Genomic DNA, 19,621 nt, shown 5'->3' with positions numbered 1-19,621 from the left:
GCTAATCGGCTTTAATCCGCTTCGCAAGCCGAAAAAGGGATTTCGAATGCAAAAGGCCACCGCCGAAAAGAGCGATCCGATTGCCGCACAGCTTGCGCCCGTGGGCCGCGAGACGGTTCAGGACCGGGTCTATTCCGAGCTGCGCCGCGCGCTGATCGGCGGCCTGTTCGAGCCGAGCCAGGTGCTGACGATCCGGGGCCTGGCCGATGCGCTGATGACGAGCACCATGCCGGTGCGCGAGGCGCTGGGCCGGTTGATTACCGAAAAGGCGCTGGAAGCCCTGCCCAACCGATCGGTTCGCGTACCGCCAATCACGCTCGAGCGCATGGACGACCTTCTGCGCGCGCGCATCCTCATCGAGGGCGAGGCGATCGCGCTCGCCGCCACCCGCATGAATTCGCGCCAGATCGCCACCATCGAGAGCATGCTCGGCGAATGGGACGAGATGCGTGCGCTGAAGCACAAGAAAGACGTCGACCGCGAGGTAACGCTCAACCAGGCCTTTCATTTCGAGATCTATCGCGCCTGCGGTTCCGCCGTGCTGATCCCGATGATCGAGAGCCTGTGGCTGCAGTCCGGTCCCTGTATCCGCGTTGCCATTTACGCCTTCTCGGATGCCGGCGAAGTCGATACGGCGCATTATCACCGCACGATCGTCAAGGCGATCGCCACGCAAGACGCTAAGGAAGCCCGCGATGCCCTGGTCGCAGACATCAGTCGGCCCTTTACCTTCCTGCGCAACAAACTGGAAGCCGAAGCCAAGAAGGGCCTATCCGCATGAGCCAACGCGCCATCAAGATCTCCGAATCACGCTCGGGCCTCAGCGTCCTTGCGCCGCTGCTGGATGCCAAGGCGCCTGACAACGCCGCCTTTCTCTGGACCTATCTGAGCGAGCCGCGCGTGGTCGGCGGCATTCATGCCATGTGGACCGGCCCGGAAATCTCCTGCCCCATCCCGCCGGTCCATCTGAAAGACGCCACCTACGCCACAGCGCTGCCGGCCGAAAACGCGACGCTGACGCCGCAGCCCGGCGATATCGTGCTCAGCTATGTGCCGCCGCGCATGTGGGGCGGCAATCCCGATGCGATTTTCGATATCGGCCTGTTCTATGGACAGGGCGCGCGCCTGCTCTTCCCGATCGGCTGGCTTGCCGGCAGCGTCGTCGCGCAGGTCCGCCCCGACGAACGCGAACACTTCGCTTCAGCCTGCGGCATCATCCGCCGCAACGGCGCCTGCGACGTCACGTTCGAACGCGCGGAAATCTGAGATGGCAGCCGCAGCCGACGACAGTTTCGAACTCTTCGACCTCAGGATCGAGGCCGTCATTCCCGAAGGCAAGCCGATCTATTGCGGCGCCAAGCCGGGAGATTATTTCGAACTCAAGGGCGAAATGCTGTCGCTGCCGCCGGGCCAGGGCTTTTCGATCTACTCCATATCCGCCGTCCTGCCGTTGCTTGCGGCCAAGCAACGGCCGACCCACAAGAACGATTGGATGACGTCGGACGCGGAAATCGCCTGCCCCGACCCGAACTGCGCGAGCCGGCTGCGGATCGTCAGAACGGGCAAGCGGCGGTTCAGCCACGCCGAAACCACGGCCGTACCGTTGCCTGAAGGAGAATGAACCGCATGACCGCCAAGACTTTTGAGCTCAGCCCCGGATACGAGATTTCACGCGTGATCCGCGGCGGCTGGCAGCTTGCCGGAGGACACGGCGCCATCGATCGTGCGCAGGCCGTGACCGACCTGATTGCCGCCTTCGACGTCGGCATCCGCACCTACGACTGCGCCGATATCTATACGGGCGTCGAGGAGCTGATCGGCGAGGCACGCGAGCGGCTTCGCAACGAGCGCGGCGCCGAGGCCGCAGGCGCGATGAAAGTCCATACGAAGCTCGTGCCCGACCTGGAAAAGCTGGCAACGATCAACCGCGACTATATTCGCGGCATCGTCGATAAATCGCTGCGCAAGCTGAAGACCGAGCAGCTCGATCTGGTGCAGTTTCACTGGTGGGACTACTCGCTGTCAGGCTATCTCGATGCGCTCGGCTGGCTCGACGAGATGCGCCGCGAAGGCAAGGTGCGCAATGTCGGCACGACGAATTTCGACACGCCGCATATCGCCGAAATCCTTGTGGCCGGCATTCCCCTGGTCAGCCAGCAGCTGCAATATTCGGTTCTCGATCAGCGGCCGGCAAACAAGCTCGCGCAGCTGGCGGCCAAGAACGGCGTGAAATTCCTGTGCTACGGCTCGGTGGCCGGAGGTTTCCTGAGCGACAGATGGCTCGGACAGCCTGAACCGGATATGCCGCTCGAAAACCGGTCTCTGGTCAAATACAAGCTGATCATCGACGATTTCGGCGGCTGGGAGCTGTTCCAGTCGCTGCTCGACACTTTGAAGGCCATCGGCGAGCGCCACGGCGTCGACATCGCCACGATCGCCAGCGCCTGGGTGCTGGAACAGCCGCAGGTCGCCGCCGTCATCGTCGGCGCGCGCAATCAGGCGCATGCGCTCGCCAATGCGAAGATCATGGACATTGCACTCTCCGATGAAGATCGCCGGCAGATCGCCGGGGTTATCGGCCAAAGCCCTGGCATCGAGGGCGACGTCTATACGCTGGAGCGCGATCGCACCGGCAGACACGGCTCGATCATGCACTACAACCTCAATGCGGGGAAGGTATGAGCCAGCAATCACCTCTTTTTCGGAAGGCCAGCGCCGAGGTCGTGGATTTCCATCGCTTCTTCGAAGGATGGTACGACGCCGCAACGGCCGACGGCATCGACTTCGGCCGTTGCGAGCGCACCTTCGGCCAGGCTTTCCGCATGATCCCGCCGACCGGCCGCATCTTCGACCGGAATGAAACCATCGAGCTGATCCGGGCAAACCGCGCGAGTTTTCGCGGCGATTTCACCATCGAGATTTCGGATATCCGCGCGAGCTTCGAGACCGACGACGCTATCGTGCTCACCTATGTCGAAGCCCAGTCGCGCGCCGGCAAATACAGCCGGCGTCAGGCAAGCGCGCTTTTCACCGCAAGTTCATCGGCACCCAACGGTGTCGAATGGCAGCATCTGCATGAAACCTGGCTGCAGATGCCGGACAACTGACAGGTTCCTAAAAAACCAGACATGAAAATCGTTGACCGAACAAGGGGAACAAAGATGAAGAAGACGATATTTCAAATCACCACGGCTCTGGCGCTTCTCGCCGCGGCCGGTGCTGCCAACGCTGCCGATTGCAAGGTGACGGTCGGCCTCGTGATGGAACTGACCGGCCCCGCCGGCGAATATGGCCAGGCGGGTGCAAAGTCCGTCGAGATGGCCTTCAGGGACATCAACGCCGCCGGCGGCGCCCACGGCTGCGATCTGGTGACGGATACGCGCGACAGCCAGAGCCAGGGTAACGTCGCCGTCGATGCGGCCACCCAGCTCGTGCAGGTCAAGAAAGTTCCCGCCATCATCGGCGGCATTATCTCTTCGGTCACGATCCCGATCCTGACCTCGGTGACCGCCCCCGCGAAGATCGTGCAGGTGTCGCCTGCCGCCTCCTCGCCGACGCTGACCGCGCTCGGCCGCGACGGCAAGACCAACGGCATCTTCTTCCGCACCATCACCTCGGATTCGCTGCAGGGCATCGCCGCCGCCAAGTACGCGATCGACAAGGGCTTCAAGAAGCTGGCGATCATCCACGTCAACAGCGATTTCGGCGTCAACATGGTCGCGGAATTCTCCAAGGCCTACAAGGCGCTCGGCGGCACGATCGTCTCGACCACGCCCTATAATGAAAAGCAGTCGAGCTATGCATCGGAAGTCACCGCCGGCATGGCCGGTAATCCGGACGGCCTCTATCTCGTCAGCACGCCGGTCGACGGCGCAACCATCGCCCGCACCTGGATCTCGCAGGGCGGCCCGCAGAAATTCCTGCTCAACGACGGCATGAACAGCCCGGACTTCATCGATTCCGTCGGGGCCGACTATCTGAAAGACGCCTACGGCACCTCGTCGGGCACCACGCCGACGCCGTCGACCGATTACTTCAACAAGAACTACAAGGATTTCTCGGGCATCGAGCCCTCCAATCCGGCTGCCGACCGCGCCTATGATGCCGGCGCGATCGTCGGCCTCGCGCTTGCGATCGCCGGCGACGACACATCGAAGCTGAAGGACGCCATGTTCAAGGTCGTCGATCCGAATGGCACGCCGATCTACGCCGGCAAGGAGGAATTCGCCAAGGCCCTCGGCCTGATCAAGGAAGGCAAGCCGATCCGCTACGAAGGCGTCATCGGACCGGTCTCCTTCGATCAGTATGGCGACATCACCGGCCCCTTCCGCCTTTGGAAGATCGCCGACGGCAAGGTCGCGACCGATGGCGAATTGTCGATGGAAGACGTCTCGGCCCTCAAGGACAAGATCAAGTAGGCCACCAATCCATTCAGGAGAACGAGGCGCTCCGGTCGGAGCGCCTCGTGCAAAGAAAATCCCTGCGCAATCCCTTCAGCGGCTGACCGGTTGAGACCGCTCCCTGGCATAGTTATTGAGAGATCCTCCGCTGATGCCCAGCCACGTTGCTCGCCCCATCAATCCGACCTTGTGGACACTGACGGCCAGCCGTGCTCCCGAGCTTTCAAGCGAGGCTCCGTCGCGTTGCGACGTCGTCGTGATCGGCGCCGGTTTCACCGGTCTGACCGCGGCCCTTCATCTTGCCCGTGCCGGCCGCTCGGTCACCGTTCTCGAGGCCGGACAATTGGGGGCCGGTGCGAGCGGCATGAATGCCGGCTTCGTCGTCCCGAATTTCGCCAAGGCCGATCCGGCCACGGTGCGCCAGAAGCTGCCGCGCGCCGAGGCGGATGCGCTGCTGTCTCTTGTTGGCTCCGGTGCCGACCAGGTTTTCGCGATCATCGCAGAGGAACAGATCGCCTGCGACGCCGCGCAGACCGGCTGGCTCCAGCCAGCCTATGGCGACGACATGGCGCAGATCCTGCGCCGGCGGGCAAAGGATTGGACGGAGCTCGGCCGTCCCGTCGACTTTCTCGACGCGCGCGCCATCCGCAACGAAACGGGCATGGACATCTATTCCGGAGGATTGATCGACCGTTCCGGCGGCACCATCCATCCGTTGAACTATCTCTACGGACTTGCGCGCGCGGTAACGCGGCGTGGCGGCGTGATCCGCGAGAACAGCAGGGTTGAAAGCGTCGAGCGAGACGGCGAAACCTGGCGCATCGGTTTCGCGGATCATGAGATCGAAGCAGAGGCGGTCATTCTCGCCACCAATGCCTTTACCGACGGCATAGCCTCGCGCATGGGGCGAACCGGCGTGCCGCTCAAGGTCTATCAGGTAGCGACCAAGCCGATCGACACCGAGACCGTTGCGCGCATCGCACCGAACCGCCGCCCCGTCGGCGATACGCGTTCCAACCTTTTCACCTACCGGCTCGATCGCGACAACAGGCTGATCAGCGGCGGCATGGCGATCAATCCGATCGGCGCCTTCGAGCGCGTCGGCCACGCGGTCGTCGACCGGCTCGTCTCCGAGCTTCGCCTGCCGCGCCATCCGGGCATCGAGATCGTCTGGACCGGCACCGCCATCATGACGCCGGATTTCCTGCCGCGCCTCTACCGCTTCGGCGAGGGCTTTTTCGGGGGCATCGGCTGCAACGGCCGCGGCATCGCCATGACGGCGCAGCTCGGCCGGACGCTTGCGAGGCTGGCGCTCGGCGAAACGGCGGAATCCCTGCCGATCCCGCTCCAATTCAGCCGCCCGCTGCCCTTTCACGCGCTCACGCCCATGGTCGCTTCGCTTGCCCTGGCGCATGCGCGCTTTCAGGACTGGCGAAGCAGCCGCCCATAGGGGCCGACATCACAGGCGTCAGAAATAGAAGCGCGACAACAGGCAGTAATTAACCAGCAATTCTATAGATAAAGAAACGAAGAAGCGACCGCGTCCGCAAAAACGAAATGCCTTTTCTCGAAGCCCGGCTTTGAATGCTGCATCGTGGCGCCGAATGAAATCGGAGTCCGCCTATGAACGCGCAACTGCATCATCTCACCTCCAAGCACCCCGAAGCCACGTTGCTTGAGAGCGAGCAACATGCATTGGCCGTGGCACAGGAGCTTGCCAAGCTCTTCGCCGCCACCGCCTCGGAACGTGACGGCGAGCGGCTGCTTCCCTTCGCCGAGATGGATGCCCTGTCGCAATCCGGATTGTTGGCGATCACCGTTCCGGAAGAATATGGCGGCCTGGATGTCTCGAATGCAACTCTGGCCGAGATCACGGCGACCCTCGCCCAGGCGGACGGCTCGATCGGGCAGATCCCGCAGAATCATTTCTATATCCTCGAGGCCTTGCGCATCGACGGTTCCGAAGACCAGAAGCGCTACTTCTTCAGCCGCGCATTGGCCGGCGACCGCTTCGGCAATGCCCTGTCGGAGAGGGGCACGAAGACGGTCGGGCACTACAATACCCGTATTGTCCGCGACGGCCCGGGCTATCGCATCAATGGCCGCAAGTTCTATTCGACAGGCGTTCTTTTCGCCGATTGGATAACGGTATTCGCGCTGGATGAAGCCGACAAGCTCGTCATGGCCTTCGTTCCGAAAGGCACCGAGGGCGTCGAAATCATCGATGATTGGGATGGCTTCGGGCAGCGCACGACAGGCAGCGGCACCACCGTCCTCAACAATGTCTATGTGAATGCCGATCATGTCGTCCTCCATCACAAGGGGTTCGAGCGGCCGACGACCATCGGCTCCGTCGGCCAGATCATCCATGCCGGCATCGATCTCGGTATCGCCAGGGCCGCCTTCGCCGAGACGCTTGATTTCGTGAAGACCAGATCCCGCCCCTGGATGGATAGCGGCGTCGAGCGGGCCAGCGACGACCCACTGACAATCGCCAGGATCGGCCAGATCGCCATCCGGCTGGAAGCAGCCGCCGCGACCATCGAGCGCGCCGGCCGCAAGGTCGATGCCGCGCAGGTCGAGACCACCGAAAAAAGAGTGGTCGAGGCAACCCTCGCCGTTGCGGCGGCCAAGGTATTGACGACGGAAATTGCCATCGAGGCAACGAATACGCTGTTCGAACTTGCCGGAACGGCATCGGTCAAGCTCGACCTCAATCTCGACCGTCACTGGCGCAACGCCCGCACGCATACGCTCCACGACCCGGTTCGCTGGAAATATCACGTCGTCGGCAACTACCACCTCAATGACGTCCTTCCGCCGAAGAACGGCGCGCTCTGATAAAAGCTCAAACAAAAGCCCCGTTGCCGATGTCCGGCAACGGGGCTTTTGCATGGCCGGCGATATCAGATCAGCTATAGAGGCTGATCTCGGGAATCCGGTCGTTCAGAACGAACTCCCCGACCTCCTTGGCTTTATAGAAGACCGGGTCGTGCAGGGTATGAGTCCGCACATTGCGCCAGAAGCGATCGAAGCGATATTTCTCAGCGGTCGAGCGCGCTCCGGTGAGCTCGAAGACGCGTGATGTTATGTCCAGGGACGTGTGCGTAGCATTGACCTTTGCCGCATAGGCTTCAGCCGCCGCTTCTCCGCGTTCACGCGCCGTCGCCTTGTGCCCTTTCGCAAGGGCCTTCTGGACCGCTGCTGCAGCATTGTCGGCTAGCGCAGCCGACGCCTTCAGAGCGGCGGTGAATTCGCCGACACGCTCCAGAATATACGGATCGTCCGATGCGCGCTCGACGCCGGAGGTTACCCAGGGGCGCGTCGTGGTGCGGACATAATCGAGAGCCTCGCGCAGCGCTCCTTCGGCCGTACCGAGATAGAAGTTCACGAAGACCAGCTGAATGAGCGGCGTGTTGAACGTGGCAAGAACCGGTGCCTCGCCGCCGGTCGATGCCGCCCTGTCCAGATCCTCTTCATAGACAGGAAAATCGTGGAACTCGACGCTGCCGCTGTCGGACACGCGCTGGCCGAAATTGTCCCAGTCGTCATTGGCCTTGTAGCCCGCGCGGTTGGTTGGGACGGCAAAGCCCACGATCTTGTCGTCGAGCGCCGCATTGGCGTTGATGTAATCGGAAACATGGGCGGCCGTGGAGAAAGATTTGCGGCCGTTCAGCACATAGCCATTGCCGCGGCGCGTCAGCACGAGGCCGGGATCGCGGGGATTGACGGCGGCACCCCAGTAAAGGCTGTTGGCAACGGTCTTGCCGCCGAGTTCCTGCGCACGCCCCTCGTCGAAGGCCCAATAGACATATTGGCTGTTGACGTAATGATAGCCGAGAAGCTGTCCGATGGAGCTTTCTCCGCGCGCGAGGATGCGAACCAGCCGCAAGCCATCCACCCAATCGAGACCACCGCCGCCGATCTGCGACGCATGCAGGGCGTTCAGCAATCCCGCATTCTTTAACTTGACGATTTCGCCGAGCGGCGGCCGACCTTCACGATCGAGCTCCGCGGCGCGCTTGGAAAGATCCGCGGCAATCTCTTCCGCTCTGGCAAAGAGGTCTTCCCGCGTGGCGTTTCTGTTGCTGGCGAAGACGACGTTGGACTGGCTCATGATGTGAACTCCGGTTCATGGACGTAATCCGGCGGGATCAAGAGATCCCGCCGGCGGATCGAGGTCGGCTGCCTAGAAAAGCTTGTCCGGAATCCAGCTGGCGGTCACCGCATCGCTCGTGCTGAAGGCCGGGATTTTCTGCGCCAGTTCCTCGATCGTCTTGACGCCGGCGGCGCGAAGCCCGTCCTGCGTCAGCAGCGTCGGCTTGACCGTGATCTGGTGCGGCACCTCCTGCCCTGCCACCTGCAGCGCGGCGGCACGGATGGACACGGCGCCGACGACGGCCGGATTGGTCGCAACCGTCGCGACCCAAGGGCTGCCCGGCTCGGTGATTTCCTGAATGTCGGCCGTCGACACATCAGCCGAATAGATCTTCAGCTTGTTGGCGATGCCGAGGTCGGTGGCGGCGAGCTTCACGCCGCGGGCGAATTCGTCATAGGGAGCGAAGACGACGGTGATATCGGGATTGGCTGTCAGCGCCGCCTTTGCCTGGTCGGCCGTCGACGTCGCCGTGGTATCGCTGACATTGCCGAAGCGGGCCTTCTCGACGACCCCGGCATTCTGCTTCTTGAAGCTGTCCCAGACCTCGTTGCGGCGGTCGAGCGGCGCAAAGCCGGCGACATACACATAGCCTGCCTTGAAGCTGTCGCCATTCTCCTTGACGACCTGCTTCAGGGCGAGATCGGCAAGCTCGTGATCGCTCTGTTCGACCTGCGGAATCTTCGGATTGTTGAGATTGACGTCGAAAGCGACGACCTTGATGCCCTTGTCGAGCGCCTGCTGGACGACATCGCCAAGCGATTCCGGCAGGCCGTGGTCGATGACGATGGCCGAGACGCCGAGATTGATCGCCTGGAGGATCTGCTCGCGCTGGGCGGCAGCGTCCTGGCGACCCGGGAAGACGCGGAGATCGATGGCAAGCGCCTTGGCCTGCGCTTCGGCGCCGGCCTGATAGGCCTGGAAGAAGTCGCCGGCGGAGATATAGCTGATGAGAGCAACCTTCACGCCACCCTTGTCGAAGGGAGCAGGCGCGCCGCTCACGCCATCGGCCAGCGCAGCCTGTGTAACAAGAAGAGGGGCAACGGCCGACAAGGCAAGCCGTGTGATAAATTTCATCGTCGCGATCCTCACGATCAATCGGAAGCGTCGTCTGACGGAACGATGACCTGCGACGCATACAATTATTAGATATAAACTCTATGTTTTTAGTAGATTTAATCATTCGATTTTGCCGGCCTTCGGAGATTCTTTGTTCGCCGGCCGAATAGATGGCGGCAAGGACATGCCTCGCGAATGGCCCCCTGTTCGACGCACAATCCCGATACCCGCCCGGATTCCGCGAGCACCGATTGAACACGACCGGCCTCTATGGCCCCAAAAACCCGACATGCCTGATATCGAGATGGCATCATGGAAATTTCCACATGCGCGCCGGTTTTGGAAAAACGTTTCTCCGTAATTATTTAAATCTATCTATTTTGTAATCTATTGGCATTTTTTGGATTGCTGGAAAGGTACTTTCATGACCAATGAGAAAACGACCGGACTTGGACGCCGGGATATTCTGAAGCTGACCGCCGCTGCCGGGACCGCGCTCGCCGCTTCGAGCCTTCTGTCGAAGACCGCCGCGGCTGCCGACGACGCCCTGTCGTTGAAAGGCAAGCGCGTTGCGATCAGCGCGACCGGAACGGATCACTATTTCGACCTTCAGGCCTACAATGCGCAGATCGAAGAGGTGAAGCGGCTGGGCGGCACGCCGATCGCCGTCGATGCCGGCCGCAACGACGGCAAGCTGGTGTCGCAGCTGCAGACGCTGATCGCGCAGAAGCCGGACGCCATCGTCCAGATTCTCGGCACGCTGAGCGTCATCGATCCCTGGCTGAAAAAGGCGCGTGATGCCGGCATTCCCGTTTTGACCGTCGACGTCGGCTCGACCAACTCGGTCAACAACACCACGTCGGACAATTGGGGCATCGGCAAGGACCTGGCGCTGCAGCTCGTCTCCGACATCGGCGGCGAAGGCAATATCGTCGTCTTCAACGGCTTCTATGGCGTGACGCCCTGCGCGATCCGCTACGATCAGCTCGTCAACGTCGTCAAATACTTCCCGAAGGTGAAGATCATCCAGCCGGAGCTTCGGGATGTCATTCCGAACACGGTCCAGGACGCCTTTGCCCAGATCACCGCGATCCTCAACAAGTATCCGGAGAAGGGGTCGATCAAGGCGATCTGGTCCGCCTGGGACATTCCGCAGCTCGGCGCCACGCAGGCCCTCGCCGCCGCCGGCCGCACCGAAATCCGCACCTACGGCGTCGATGGCAGCCCGGAAGTTCTGCAGCTCATCGCCGATCCCAATTCACCGGCAGGTGCCGATGCGGCCCAGCAGCCGGCCGAAATCGGCCGCACCGCCATCCGCAATGTCGCCAAGCTGCTTTCAGGACAGACGCTGCCGCGCGAAACCTATGTCCCTGCCCTTCTGGCGAACAAGAGCAACGTCTCTGACGTGATCAAGAAGCTCGGCATCGGCTGATCTGCAAACAGGCGATGCGGATGCTCCGCATCGCCCCTCATGCGAAGGGCATTTTCATGACCGCACCAGAGCAGGCGAATACGGCGGAGAGTGCGCCGCATATCCTGCGTTTCGATGGCATCGTCAAGCGCTTCGGCGGCGCAACGGCGCTCGCCGGAGCCTCTCTTGCCATCAGGCCTGGCACCGTCCACGGGCTTGTCGGGCAAAACGGCGCCGGCAAATCGACGCTGATCAAGCTTCTGGCAGGTCTGCACACTCCGGACGAGGGCAGCATCGAGATCGAAGGGCGGGCCCACGATCGCCTGACGCCGCATCTGTGCGAAGATCTCGGCATTCACTTCATCCATCAGGATCGGCTGCTCGTTCCGACATTCACCGTCGGAGAGTCCCTCTTTCTCGGCCGGGAAATTCGCCTCGGCAAAACGCCCTTCCTCGACCGCAGCGCCATGCAACGCCGCGCCAGCGAACTCCTTGCCAATTATTTCGGCGTGGATCTGCCGAAGAATGCCCTCATCGGCGAGCTTTCGACAGCGGAACGGCAGATCGTCCAGATCACCCGCGCTCTGCTGCACAAGCCGAAGATCCTCGTCTTCGACGAGCCGACGGCGGCGCTGGTGCGGCAGGAAGCGGAGATCTTGTTCCGTCTCATCCGCCGTCTGCGCAGCGAAGGCGTGACCATCGTCTACGTCTCGCATTATCTCAACGAAATCGAGGCGTTGTGCGACGATGTTACCGTGTTGCGCAATGGTGTCGACGTTGCTTCCCTGACTGAAAACGAGATATCCGCCGGACGGATCGCGAGCCTGATGGTCGAGCGCGATATCGCAGACATGTTTCCCAAGCGGAAAGTGGAACTGTGCGGGGAAATCCTCAAGGTTCGCAATCTCTCGGCAACGGGCCGTTTCCATGATGTCAGCTTCTCGCTGCGGCGCGGCGAAATCCTCGGCATTACCGGATTGCTCGGCTCCGGGGCGAAAGATCTCGTGCGCACCCTGTTCGGACTGCAGACGACAACATCCGGGACGATCGATATCGACACGCGCGGCCTGAAGCCGTGCAACCCGGTCGAAGCCGTCGATCGCCAGATCGCACTGGTGCCGGAGGACCGGCGCGGCCATGGCGTGGGGCTGGATCTCAGCGTCCGCGAGAACATCACATTGTCGAGCCTTGGCCGCTATACGCGCTTCGGCTTTCTCGACCGCAAACGGGAGAGCGACGATACCGACGAGCTGATCAGGCGGCTGCAGATCAAGACTTCCGGTCGCGAAGCGCTGGTGCGCACGCTCTCGGGCGGCAACCAGCAGAAAGTGGCGATTGCCAAATGGCTGAGCCGCCGATCGGAGATCTATCTGCTGGACGAGCCGACGGTCGGCGTCGATATCGGTTCGAAAGTCGAGATCTATTCGCTGATCGGCGAGCTTGCCGCACGCGGCGCCGGCGTGATCGTGCTGTCTTCGGACCTACCGGAATTGGTGGGCATCACGGACAGGATTCTGGTCCTGTTCCGCGGCCGCGTCACCCGCGAATTGATTTCCTCACAAACCACAACGGACGAAGTTCTGTCGGCATCCACCGGTGCTTCGGAAGGATTGCGCCATGTCGGCTGATGTCCAGTTTGCCTCCCTCCCCGACAATCCCGCGGCACAGGCGTTGCCCGCCGGTGGAAAGCTTGCGGCTACGGCCCTGCGGTTCGGTTCGCTGCTTGCCTTTGTCGCGATCCTGGTGATTTTCGCGCTGACTGCGCCCTACTTCCTGACGGTCGGCAATATCGGCAATGTGCTGGGGCAATCAGCTATTTCGGGCGTGCTCGCCATCGGCCTGACGATCGTCCTGATCGCCGGCGGCTCCAATGTCGTCACCGGAGGCATAGACCTCTCGCTTGCGGCCAATATGGGCCTGAGCGCCGCCGTCTATGCAACCCTTATCCAGCTCGGCTTCGGCGATGCGGTCGCCATAGCCGGCGCGCTCGTCACCGGGCTGGCAATCGGCGCCGTCAATGCCTCGGCGATCGTTTTTGCCGGCATCGTGCCGTTGCTGGCGACGCTTGCCGTGATGAACGTCGTCGCCGGGCTGGAACTGGTCCTGACGCAGAACACGGTGCTGCCCGCCTCGACCGACCTGCTGACCGTTCTTTCCTCTTCGGACGGCTTTGGCATCCCCATCCTTGCCTACGTGCTGATCGGCTTCACCGTCATCGTCGCGGCTGTCGTGCAATTCACCCCGCTCGGTCTGAGGCTCTATGCCGTCGGCGAGTTTCCCGAGGCAGCCCGCGCCGCCGGATTGCCGTTGAGGAGCCTGGTTGCGGGCGCCTTCGTCGCCAGCGGCCTTTGTGGCGGGATCGCCGGCATTTTGTCGGTCGCCTATCTCAGCGGCAGCACCACCGGCTCCGGCGAGATGCTGCTTCCGGTGGTCGTCACCGCCCTGCTCGGCTCGGTCTTTTCGCGCCGTCTGGTTCCAACGATCGGCGGCACGCTGATCTCGACGCTATTCGTCGGCTTCCTCATCAACGGCTTCCAGCTGCTCAACCTGCCCAGCACGCTGGTCAGCGGCGTTCAGGGCCTGCTGATCCTGATCGTGGTGTCGGCAACCACCCTGCTGCGCAAACGGGAGATCTGACCATGTCCGCGTCCATTGCATCGGGACGGCCGCTGGCGAGTGTCGCACGCTACGGGCTCATCGTCGCCCTCATCGCCGTCTTTTCACTGTTTTCGGCGGTCGCGCCGACATTCCTCAGCGTCGGCAACCTGCAAAGCATTCTCGTCAACAACTTCACGTTGCTCGCCATCGTCTCGATTGCCATGACCTTTGCCGTCGCTGCCGGCGGTATCGACCTTTCGGTCGGGACGGCCGTCGACTTTGCGAGTTTCGCCTTCGTCTCCGGCATACTGGCTGGCCTGCCCGTGCCGCTTGCCGCTCTCGCGGGCCTTGGCGCGGGCGCTTTGGTCGGCGCATTCAATGCGGTGCTGATTTCGGCGATCGGCGTATCGCCATTCCTGGCAACGCTCGGAACGCTGTTCATCGGCCGCAGCATACAACAGCTGCTGACGGATGGCGGCAACCCGGTCTATCTGCCGCCATCGGGCGTACCGGAGGCTTTTCGCTTTATCGGGCATGGAACGCTCGGCAACATCCCCGTGCCGCTTCTGATCGCCGCCATTATCATCGCGGGCACGGCCCTTTTGTTCGCGCGCATGCGTTTCGGCCGCGTCGTGCTTGCCATCGGCATCCAGCCGCGCACGGTGCGCTATTCGGGGATCGGCCTGGCAAAGCATGTAGCCGTGACTTTCGTTCTCGCCAGCACGATTGCCGCCTTTGCCGGGCTGATACTGACGGCGACGGTCACGGTCTATATCCCCTCCTCCGGCAACGGCTTCATGCTCAACGCCATCGGCGCCACCTTCATCGGCACGACCTTTTCGCCGCTGGGCCGGCCGAACGTGGCCGGCACGGTGCTCGGCGTCCTGCTTCTGAGCATCGTCGCCAACGGCCTGCTGCTGACGGGCCTGAACTTCTACTGGCAGCAGGTCGGCACCGGCCTCCTGATCTTCGCCGTGCTCGCCTTCAGCTTCGTCAACAAGAAAGCCGTCGGCGCCTGAGCGCCGGCCGAACGATACAATCGCAGGAACAGCAATATGACACGCGAAATCAGGCTCAACGCCTTCGACATGAATTGCGTCGGACACCAGTCACCGGGCCTCTGGCGCCATCCGCGCGACAAATCCTGGACCTACAAGGACCTCGATTATTGGGTCCATCTGGCAAAGACGCTGGAGCGCGGCAAATTCGACGGCCTGTTCATCGCAGACGTGCTCGGAGTCTATGATGTGCTGAACGGCAATGTCGATGCGGCCCTGCGCCATTCGGCGCAGGTGCCGGTCAACGATCCGCTGCAACTCATTCCGACCATGGCCTACGAGACCGAGCATCTCGGCTTCGGGTTGACCGCGTCGCTATCCTTCGAGCATCCCTATACGTTCGCCCGGCGCATTTCGACCCTCGATCACCTGACGAAGGGCCGTGTCGGCTGGAACATCGTCACCTCCTATCTGAACAGCGGCGCCCTGAACATCGGCCAGACTGGCCAGACGCAGCATGACGACCGCTATGCGTTGGCGGAGGAATATCTCGAAGTCTGCTACAAGCTCTGGGAAGGCAGCTGGGAAGACGACGCCGTCATCCGCGATCGCGAAAGGGGTATTTTCACGCGGCCGGAGAAGGTGCATCCGATCCGCCATTCCGGCACGCATTTCAATGTCCCCGGCATTCATCTCAGCGAGCCGTCGCCGCAGCGAACACCCGTGCTCTATCAGGCGGGAGCATCGAGCCGCGGCAAGGATTTCGCCGGCGCGCATGCCGAATGCATCTTCGTCGCCGCCCCCTCCAAGGCAGTGCTGAAGCGCTATGTCGCCAACGTTCGCGAGGCGGCCGAGCGTGTCGGCCGCAATCCCCGCGAAATCCTGTCCTTCAACCTCCAGACCGTTATCCTCGGCGAGACCGACGCCGAGGCACAGCGCAAGTTCAACGAATACCGCCAATATGTTTCCCTCGAAGGGGCGCAGACGCTGATCTCCGGCTGGACGGGCATCGATTTCGGCCAGTTCTCCCCCGACGAGGTGCTTCGGCACCGCTACACCAACGCGGTGCAATCCGCCGTCGAGACCTTCACCACGATCGACCCGGGCAAGGAATGGACCGTGCGCGAAATGGCCGATTGGGTCGGCATCGGCGGCTTCGGCCCGGTCTTCGTCGGCTCGCCGCAGACCGTCGCCGATCTCATGCAGGAATGGATCGAGGATACGGATGTCGACGGCTTCAATCTGGCCTATGCCGTGACGCCCGAAAGCTTCGAGGATGCCGTCGATCTCCTGGTGCCGGAATTGCAGAAGCGCGGCGTCTACAAGACCGAGTATCGCACAGGCACGCTGCGGGAAAAGCTTGGCGGCAGCGGCCCGAGGCTTGCCGCGCCGCATCCGGCGAGCGGCTATCGCAACCTTGGCGAAACCACGAGCGCTTCTCGACGGGTCGGGTAGACCTCAGGCAAAGGGCTCCGCCAGCATCGCCTCCAGATCCGCCTTCGCCTCGGCCGAAAGATAGGGGCGCAACAGGCTCGCGACCTGGCCGAGCCCCCAATGCACATGCCGGGGCGTCAGGTCGCGCACCCCTTCCTGAAGGCCGAGATAGACGGCGAAGTAGGTCGAAACGATCCACATATTGGTCATCAGCGGCTTGCGCTCGTCCGCCGCGACACGGATCAGGCCGGCATCCTCCATTCGCTGAAAGATGACATCGACGGACAGGCGCATACCGGCGCTGACCATCAGGATCGGCGTTCGCAAGCCGGGGGCGATTGCCAGCAGGCCCGGAATGTCGCGAAACAGGAAGCGGTGGGTCCAGACGAGGGAGAACCATTTACGCAGAAAGCCGGCATAGGCTTTCGAATCCGCGCCCGCGACGGCATCCGCCTGCTTGACCAGCGCCAGCGCATCGGCCTCGAAGCGCGAAAACAGGGCCAGCACCAGCGATTCCTTGGTGCGGAAATGATAGTAGAGATTGCCCTGGTTGATGTGCACGGACTTTGCGATTTCCGCCGTCGTCACCGCCTCCGGGCCCTTGTGGTTGAAGAGCGACAAGGTCGAGGCGAGGATCCGTTCGCGCGTATCGGACCCGGCCGCAACCCCTGTCTTTTTGCCTTTGTTTGCCGGCATGCTCTTTCCCCACTTGAAGCCCTAAGGTATCCACCTTATTCTTTGTAAGGCAAATACCTTAATCCTGATCTACAGGCATCCGCCGGGGCGAACAAGGAGATAGAAGGATGAATGCAAGCGTGAACGCTGCCGATCTCTCGCAGACGACGTTTCCCCTCACCCCGCGCTCGATGCCGCATGTCCTGCTTTCGCTGATCCGCAATCCGCTCGATGCGCTGCCGCCGGAAGTCTTCACCGAGCCTGTCGTCTTCACCAAAGTCGGGGGAAAGCTTAGGGTCTATCTCACCGACCCCGAACTCATCTATCAGGCGCTGGTCCGCAATTCCGATGCGCTCGGCAAGGGTGAGGATGTCCGTCGTGTTCTGGGGCCTGCGCTCGGAAACGGTATCCTGACCTCGGATGGCGCGCACTGGAAATGGCAGCGCCAGTCGGTGGCCGGCGCCTTTCGCCACGAAAAGCTTTTGGAGCTGCAGCCGGCGATGATCGCAGCTGCCGGGCGCAGGCGCGATCTCTGGCTCGCCGACAAGAACGGCCCCATCGACCTATGCCCGGAGATGATGCGCACGACCTTCGATATTATCGTCGAGACGATGATGTCGGGCGGCGATGGCATCGATGTCGACAAGGTCGAGCGCAATATCACCAACTACCTCAAGCCGACCGGCTGGAAATTCGCGCTCGGGCTGCTCGGCCTACCGGAGTGGATGCCTCATCCCGGCAAGGAAAAGGCACGATCGGCCGTTGCCTTCCTGCGGGCAACTCTCGGGGCCGTGATTGCCGAGCGGCGGCGGAGCGGCGAGGAAAGGAGCGATCTGGTCTCCATGCTCCTCGGCGCCGCCGACCCTGAAACCGGCCGCCAAATGAATGACGAGGAGGTCATCGACAATCTCATGACCTTCATCACCGCCGGACATGAAACGACGGCGCTCGGTCTTGCCTGGACCTTCCATCTGCTCGCCCGCCATCCCGACTGCCAGGCGAGACTCTTCGAAGAGATCACCACGGTGACGGGCGGAGGCCCTCTTCTTGGCGAGCATGTCGCCAGGCTCACCTATGCCAGGCAGGTCTTTTCCGAGGCCATGCGGCTTTATCCGCCGGCGCCGATCATCTCGCGCGCGGTGGTGCGCGAATTCACCATCGGCGCGCATACCATTCCGGCCGGCACCATCATCTATGTGCCGATCTACGCCGTGCATCGCCATGCGGACCTGTGGGAAGAGCCGCAGCTCTTCGATCCCGACCGCTTCGAGCCGGAAACGGCGCGCAATCGCCATCGCTATGCCTTCATGCCCTTCGGCGCCGGGCCGCGCGTCTGCATCGGCAATGCCTTTGCGATAATGGAGGCGGTCGCGATCCTCGCCGTCCTGCTGCAGACCTTCCGCGTGACCAGCTCGAACGAGCCCTCGCCCAAGCCGGTCATGAAGGTCACATTGCGGCCGATGCATCCGCTAACGCTCAATCTCATCGAGCGCTAGACGAAGGCATCGCTGGCACTGCCTCCAGCAAAAAGAGGCTGCCTCAGCCGCCCCATGTCTGTTCGAGGACACGAACCCAGTTCTGGTGGGCGATCTTTACGAGCGCCTGGTCGTCGAAGCCGTGCGCCCGCAGGGCGTCGATCAGCTTCGGCAGGCCGCTCGCGTCGCCAAGCGATGCCGGAATGGTCGTGCCATCGAAATCGGAACCGAGCGCCACATGCTCGATACCGATCCGCTCTGCGATATAGGCGGCGTGCCGGACGAGCACCTCGAGCGGCGTATCCGCATTCCTCACGCCGTCGTCACGCAGGAAGAGCACGCCGAAATTGATGCCGACTAGACCGCCGGTATCGCGGATCGCGTCGAGCTGCCTGTCGGTCAGATTGCGGCTATGCGGGCTGAGCGCATATGTGTTGGAATGCGAGGCAACCAGCGGCGCATTCGACAATTTCGCGATATCCCAAAAGCCCTGCTCGTTCATGTGCGACAAGTCGATCATGATCCTGAGTTCGTTGCAGGCGCGGATCAGATCCTTGCCGGCATCGGTCAGGCCGGGGCCGATATCCGGCGGCGACGGAAAACGGAAAGGCACGCCATAGGCAAAGACGTTCGGGCGGCTCCAGACGGGTCCAAGCGAGCGCAGGCCGGCCTGATGCAGGACGTAAAGAGCATCGAGATCCGCCGCCACCGCTTCCGCGCCCTCGATGTGGAACACCGCCGCGAATTGGCCCTCGGAGATCGACCGCCTGATGTCCGCGGCCGAGCGACAAACCTTAACCGCTCCCTCGGAGCGGGCCTCGATCGCGAAGAGAAGACGGGCCATGGCCAGGGTTTCGTTCAGCGCATCGGGCTGAGCTGGCGCCACGAAATCGGCGTTGTCGGTTCGCGGCTGATCCGGCGAGGGTATGAATATCGCGCAGAGCCCGCCGGCCAAGCCGCCACGGCGGGCTCGGGGCAAATCGATATGCCCGGCGGACTCGCCGTTCAGGAACGCATTGACGGAATTCAGGCCGCCGCGACGCAACCGGAGTAGCACGTCGTTGTGGCCGTCAAAGACGGGGATTATCGAGGATTCAGTCATGTTTCATTCCAAAAACTGCAGTTGATATCTGCGTAGGTAGGCTTGGCGGGATGGGCAAATGCAAACCACGCATAGGGTCTGCCAAAAACGGAAATAGTCGCTCGCAGGACGCGCTGCTAGAAACTTTCGCGACGATACGATAGCGGCTGGGCCGTGCCAAGCCTTGTCGGCTTGCCATTGGATCGCTGCTACAAGAGCAGATGGGGATTTCGTATGGTTTTCAAGCGCGTCTGCCGCGATCTTCCAGGATCGGAAAGGCTGGAATTGGTGCTCGGCCGCGCATGAATGATCGAATATTGCCCCGCAAGCTGAT

Annotated in this window: 18 protein-coding genes; 14 read left to right on the top strand and 4 right to left on the bottom strand. The window is 62.2% G+C overall.

Going from position 1 to position 19,621, the window contains the following annotated elements; all coding sequences use genetic code 11:
• Positions 1-46 precede the first annotated feature (46 nt).
• From ACQZ6J_RS12365 to ACQZ6J_RS12330, 8 genes are all read left to right on the top strand, one after another.
• The gene (locus tag ACQZ6J_RS12365; protein ID WP_204326273.1) at positions 47-781 is read left to right on the top strand and encodes a GntR family transcriptional regulator; all 735 of its coding nucleotides are present in this window, start codon (positions 47-49) and stop codon (positions 779-781) included.
• Positions 778-1,266, top strand: a complete 489-nt coding sequence (locus tag ACQZ6J_RS12360; protein WP_449084259.1) for a DUF3830 family protein — start codon at positions 778-780, stop codon at positions 1,264-1,266. Before ACQZ6J_RS12365 ends, ACQZ6J_RS12360 begins: the two co-directional genes overlap by 4 nt.
• Before the next feature lies 1 nt (position 1,267).
• Entirely contained in the window at positions 1,268-1,621 is a 354-nt protein-coding gene (locus tag ACQZ6J_RS12355; RefSeq protein WP_449084258.1) for a TIGR04076 family protein, read from the top strand.
• 5 nt (positions 1,622-1,626) lie between these two features.
• Positions 1,627-2,682, top strand: a complete 1,056-nt coding sequence (locus tag ACQZ6J_RS12350; protein WP_449084257.1) for an aldo/keto reductase — start codon at positions 1,627-1,629, stop codon at positions 2,680-2,682.
• The gene (locus tag ACQZ6J_RS12345) at positions 2,679-3,107 is read left to right on the top strand and encodes a DUF4440 domain-containing protein (protein WP_449084256.1); all 429 of its coding nucleotides are present in this window, start codon (positions 2,679-2,681) and stop codon (positions 3,105-3,107) included. Before ACQZ6J_RS12350 ends, ACQZ6J_RS12345 begins: the two co-directional genes overlap by 4 nt.
• A 54-nt stretch (positions 3,108-3,161) precedes the next feature.
• Complete coding sequence (locus ACQZ6J_RS12340; RefSeq protein WP_163985432.1) at positions 3,162-4,418, top strand: ABC transporter substrate-binding protein; 1,257 nt, start codon at positions 3,162-3,164, stop codon at positions 4,416-4,418.
• Between the two features lie 133 nt (positions 4,419-4,551).
• A complete protein-coding gene (locus tag ACQZ6J_RS12335; protein WP_449084255.1) occupies positions 4,552-5,850 on the top strand; it encodes an NAD(P)/FAD-dependent oxidoreductase in 1,299 nt (432 codons plus the stop codon).
• 173 nt (positions 5,851-6,023) lie between these two features.
• Positions 6,024-7,241: an SfnB family sulfur acquisition oxidoreductase gene (locus ACQZ6J_RS12330; protein WP_163985434.1), complete on the top strand. Its 1,218-nt coding sequence runs from the start codon at positions 6,024-6,026 to the stop codon at positions 7,239-7,241.
• Positions 7,242-7,311: 70 nt separating this feature from the next.
• On the opposite strand, the gene ACQZ6J_RS12325 is transcribed toward ACQZ6J_RS12330, so the two are convergent.
• Together ACQZ6J_RS12325 and ACQZ6J_RS12320 are read right to left on the bottom strand one after the other, a co-directional pair.
• A complete protein-coding gene (locus tag ACQZ6J_RS12325) occupies positions 7,312-8,517 on the bottom strand; it encodes an acyl-CoA dehydrogenase family protein (protein WP_163985435.1) in 1,206 nt (401 codons plus the stop codon).
• A 72-nt stretch (positions 8,518-8,589) separates the two neighbouring features.
• A complete protein-coding gene (locus ACQZ6J_RS12320; RefSeq protein WP_163985436.1) occupies positions 8,590-9,633 on the bottom strand; it encodes a substrate-binding domain-containing protein in 1,044 nt (347 codons plus the stop codon).
• Positions 9,634-10,039: 406 nt separating this feature from the next.
• Here ACQZ6J_RS12320 and ACQZ6J_RS12315 point away from each other — a divergent pair, with 406 nt between their 5' ends.
• Genes ACQZ6J_RS12315 through ACQZ6J_RS12295 form a run of 5 tightly spaced genes read left to right on the top strand, consistent with a single transcriptional unit; the run spans position 10,040 to position 16,077 of the window.
• Positions 10,040-11,047: a sugar ABC transporter substrate-binding protein gene (locus tag ACQZ6J_RS12315; protein ID WP_163985437.1), complete on the top strand. Its 1,008-nt coding sequence runs from the start codon at positions 10,040-10,042 to the stop codon at positions 11,045-11,047.
• A gap of 56 nt (positions 11,048-11,103) precedes the next feature.
• The gene (locus tag ACQZ6J_RS12310) at positions 11,104-12,654 is read left to right on the top strand and encodes a sugar ABC transporter ATP-binding protein (protein ID WP_449084254.1); all 1,551 of its coding nucleotides are present in this window, start codon (positions 11,104-11,106) and stop codon (positions 12,652-12,654) included.
• A complete protein-coding gene (locus tag ACQZ6J_RS12305; RefSeq protein ID WP_449084253.1) occupies positions 12,644-13,663 on the top strand; it encodes an ABC transporter permease in 1,020 nt (339 codons plus the stop codon). The genes ACQZ6J_RS12310 and ACQZ6J_RS12305 overlap by 11 nt, the downstream gene beginning before the upstream one ends.
• A gap of 2 nt (positions 13,664-13,665) precedes the next feature.
• Entirely contained in the window at positions 13,666-14,643 is a 978-nt protein-coding gene (locus ACQZ6J_RS12300) for an ABC transporter permease (RefSeq protein WP_449084252.1), read from the top strand.
• Positions 14,644-14,679: 36 nt separating this feature from the next.
• On the top strand, positions 14,680-16,077 hold the full coding sequence (locus tag ACQZ6J_RS12295; RefSeq protein WP_449084251.1) for an LLM class flavin-dependent oxidoreductase: 1,398 nt from the start codon (positions 14,680-14,682) through the stop codon (positions 16,075-16,077).
• Between the two features lie 3 nt (positions 16,078-16,080).
• On the opposite strand, the gene ACQZ6J_RS12290 is transcribed toward ACQZ6J_RS12295, so the two are convergent.
• On the bottom strand, positions 16,081-16,752 hold the full coding sequence (locus ACQZ6J_RS12290; RefSeq protein WP_449084250.1) for a TetR/AcrR family transcriptional regulator: 672 nt from the start codon (positions 16,750-16,752) through the stop codon (positions 16,081-16,083).
• Between the two features lie 107 nt (positions 16,753-16,859).
• Here ACQZ6J_RS12290 and ACQZ6J_RS12285 point away from each other — a divergent pair, with 107 nt between their 5' ends.
• Complete coding sequence (locus ACQZ6J_RS12285; protein WP_449084249.1) at positions 16,860-18,227, top strand: cytochrome P450; 1,368 nt, start codon at positions 16,860-16,862, stop codon at positions 18,225-18,227.
• A 43-nt stretch (positions 18,228-18,270) separates the two neighbouring features.
• Here ACQZ6J_RS12285 and ACQZ6J_RS12280 read toward each other — a convergent pair whose 3' ends face one another.
• Positions 18,271-19,308, bottom strand: a complete 1,038-nt coding sequence (locus ACQZ6J_RS12280; protein WP_449084248.1) for a dipeptidase — start codon at positions 19,306-19,308, stop codon at positions 18,271-18,273.
• Positions 19,309-19,621 lie beyond the last annotated feature (313 nt).

The organism is Rhizobium sp. A37_96 (assembly GCF_053521765.1).
This window is presented reverse-complemented; position numbering and strand designations above follow the sequence as displayed.

Coding starts and splice junctions, on each gene's coding strand:
- ACQZ6J_RS12365 (WP_204326273.1), top strand. CDS start 47: ATGCAAAAGGCCACCGCCGAAAAGAGCGATCCGATTGCCGCACAGCTT.
- ACQZ6J_RS12360 (WP_449084259.1), top strand. CDS start 778: ATGAGCCAACGCGCCATCAAGATCTCCGAATCACGCTCGGGCCTCAGC.
- ACQZ6J_RS12355 (WP_449084258.1), top strand. CDS start 1,268: ATGGCAGCCGCAGCCGACGACAGTTTCGAACTCTTCGACCTCAGGATC.
- ACQZ6J_RS12350 (WP_449084257.1), top strand. CDS start 1,627: ATGACCGCCAAGACTTTTGAGCTCAGCCCCGGATACGAGATTTCACGC.
- ACQZ6J_RS12345 (WP_449084256.1), top strand. CDS start 2,679: ATGAGCCAGCAATCACCTCTTTTTCGGAAGGCCAGCGCCGAGGTCGTG.
- ACQZ6J_RS12340 (WP_163985432.1), top strand. CDS start 3,162: ATGAAGAAGACGATATTTCAAATCACCACGGCTCTGGCGCTTCTCGCC.
- ACQZ6J_RS12335 (WP_449084255.1), top strand. CDS start 4,552: ATGCCCAGCCACGTTGCTCGCCCCATCAATCCGACCTTGTGGACACTG.
- ACQZ6J_RS12330 (WP_163985434.1), top strand. CDS start 6,024: ATGAACGCGCAACTGCATCATCTCACCTCCAAGCACCCCGAAGCCACG.
- ACQZ6J_RS12325 (WP_163985435.1), bottom strand. CDS start 8,517: ATGAGCCAGTCCAACGTCGTCTTCGCCAGCAACAGAAACGCCACGCGG.
- ACQZ6J_RS12320 (WP_163985436.1), bottom strand. CDS start 9,633: ATGAAATTTATCACACGGCTTGCCTTGTCGGCCGTTGCCCCTCTTCTT.
- ACQZ6J_RS12315 (WP_163985437.1), top strand. CDS start 10,040: ATGACCAATGAGAAAACGACCGGACTTGGACGCCGGGATATTCTGAAG.
- ACQZ6J_RS12310 (WP_449084254.1), top strand. CDS start 11,104: ATGACCGCACCAGAGCAGGCGAATACGGCGGAGAGTGCGCCGCATATC.
- ACQZ6J_RS12305 (WP_449084253.1), top strand. CDS start 12,644: ATGTCGGCTGATGTCCAGTTTGCCTCCCTCCCCGACAATCCCGCGGCA.
- ACQZ6J_RS12300 (WP_449084252.1), top strand. CDS start 13,666: ATGTCCGCGTCCATTGCATCGGGACGGCCGCTGGCGAGTGTCGCACGC.
- ACQZ6J_RS12295 (WP_449084251.1), top strand. CDS start 14,680: ATGACACGCGAAATCAGGCTCAACGCCTTCGACATGAATTGCGTCGGA.
- ACQZ6J_RS12290 (WP_449084250.1), bottom strand. CDS start 16,752: ATGCCGGCAAACAAAGGCAAAAAGACAGGGGTTGCGGCCGGGTCCGAT.
- ACQZ6J_RS12285 (WP_449084249.1), top strand. CDS start 16,860: ATGAATGCAAGCGTGAACGCTGCCGATCTCTCGCAGACGACGTTTCCC.
- ACQZ6J_RS12280 (WP_449084248.1), bottom strand. CDS start 19,308: ATGACTGAATCCTCGATAATCCCCGTCTTTGACGGCCACAACGACGTG.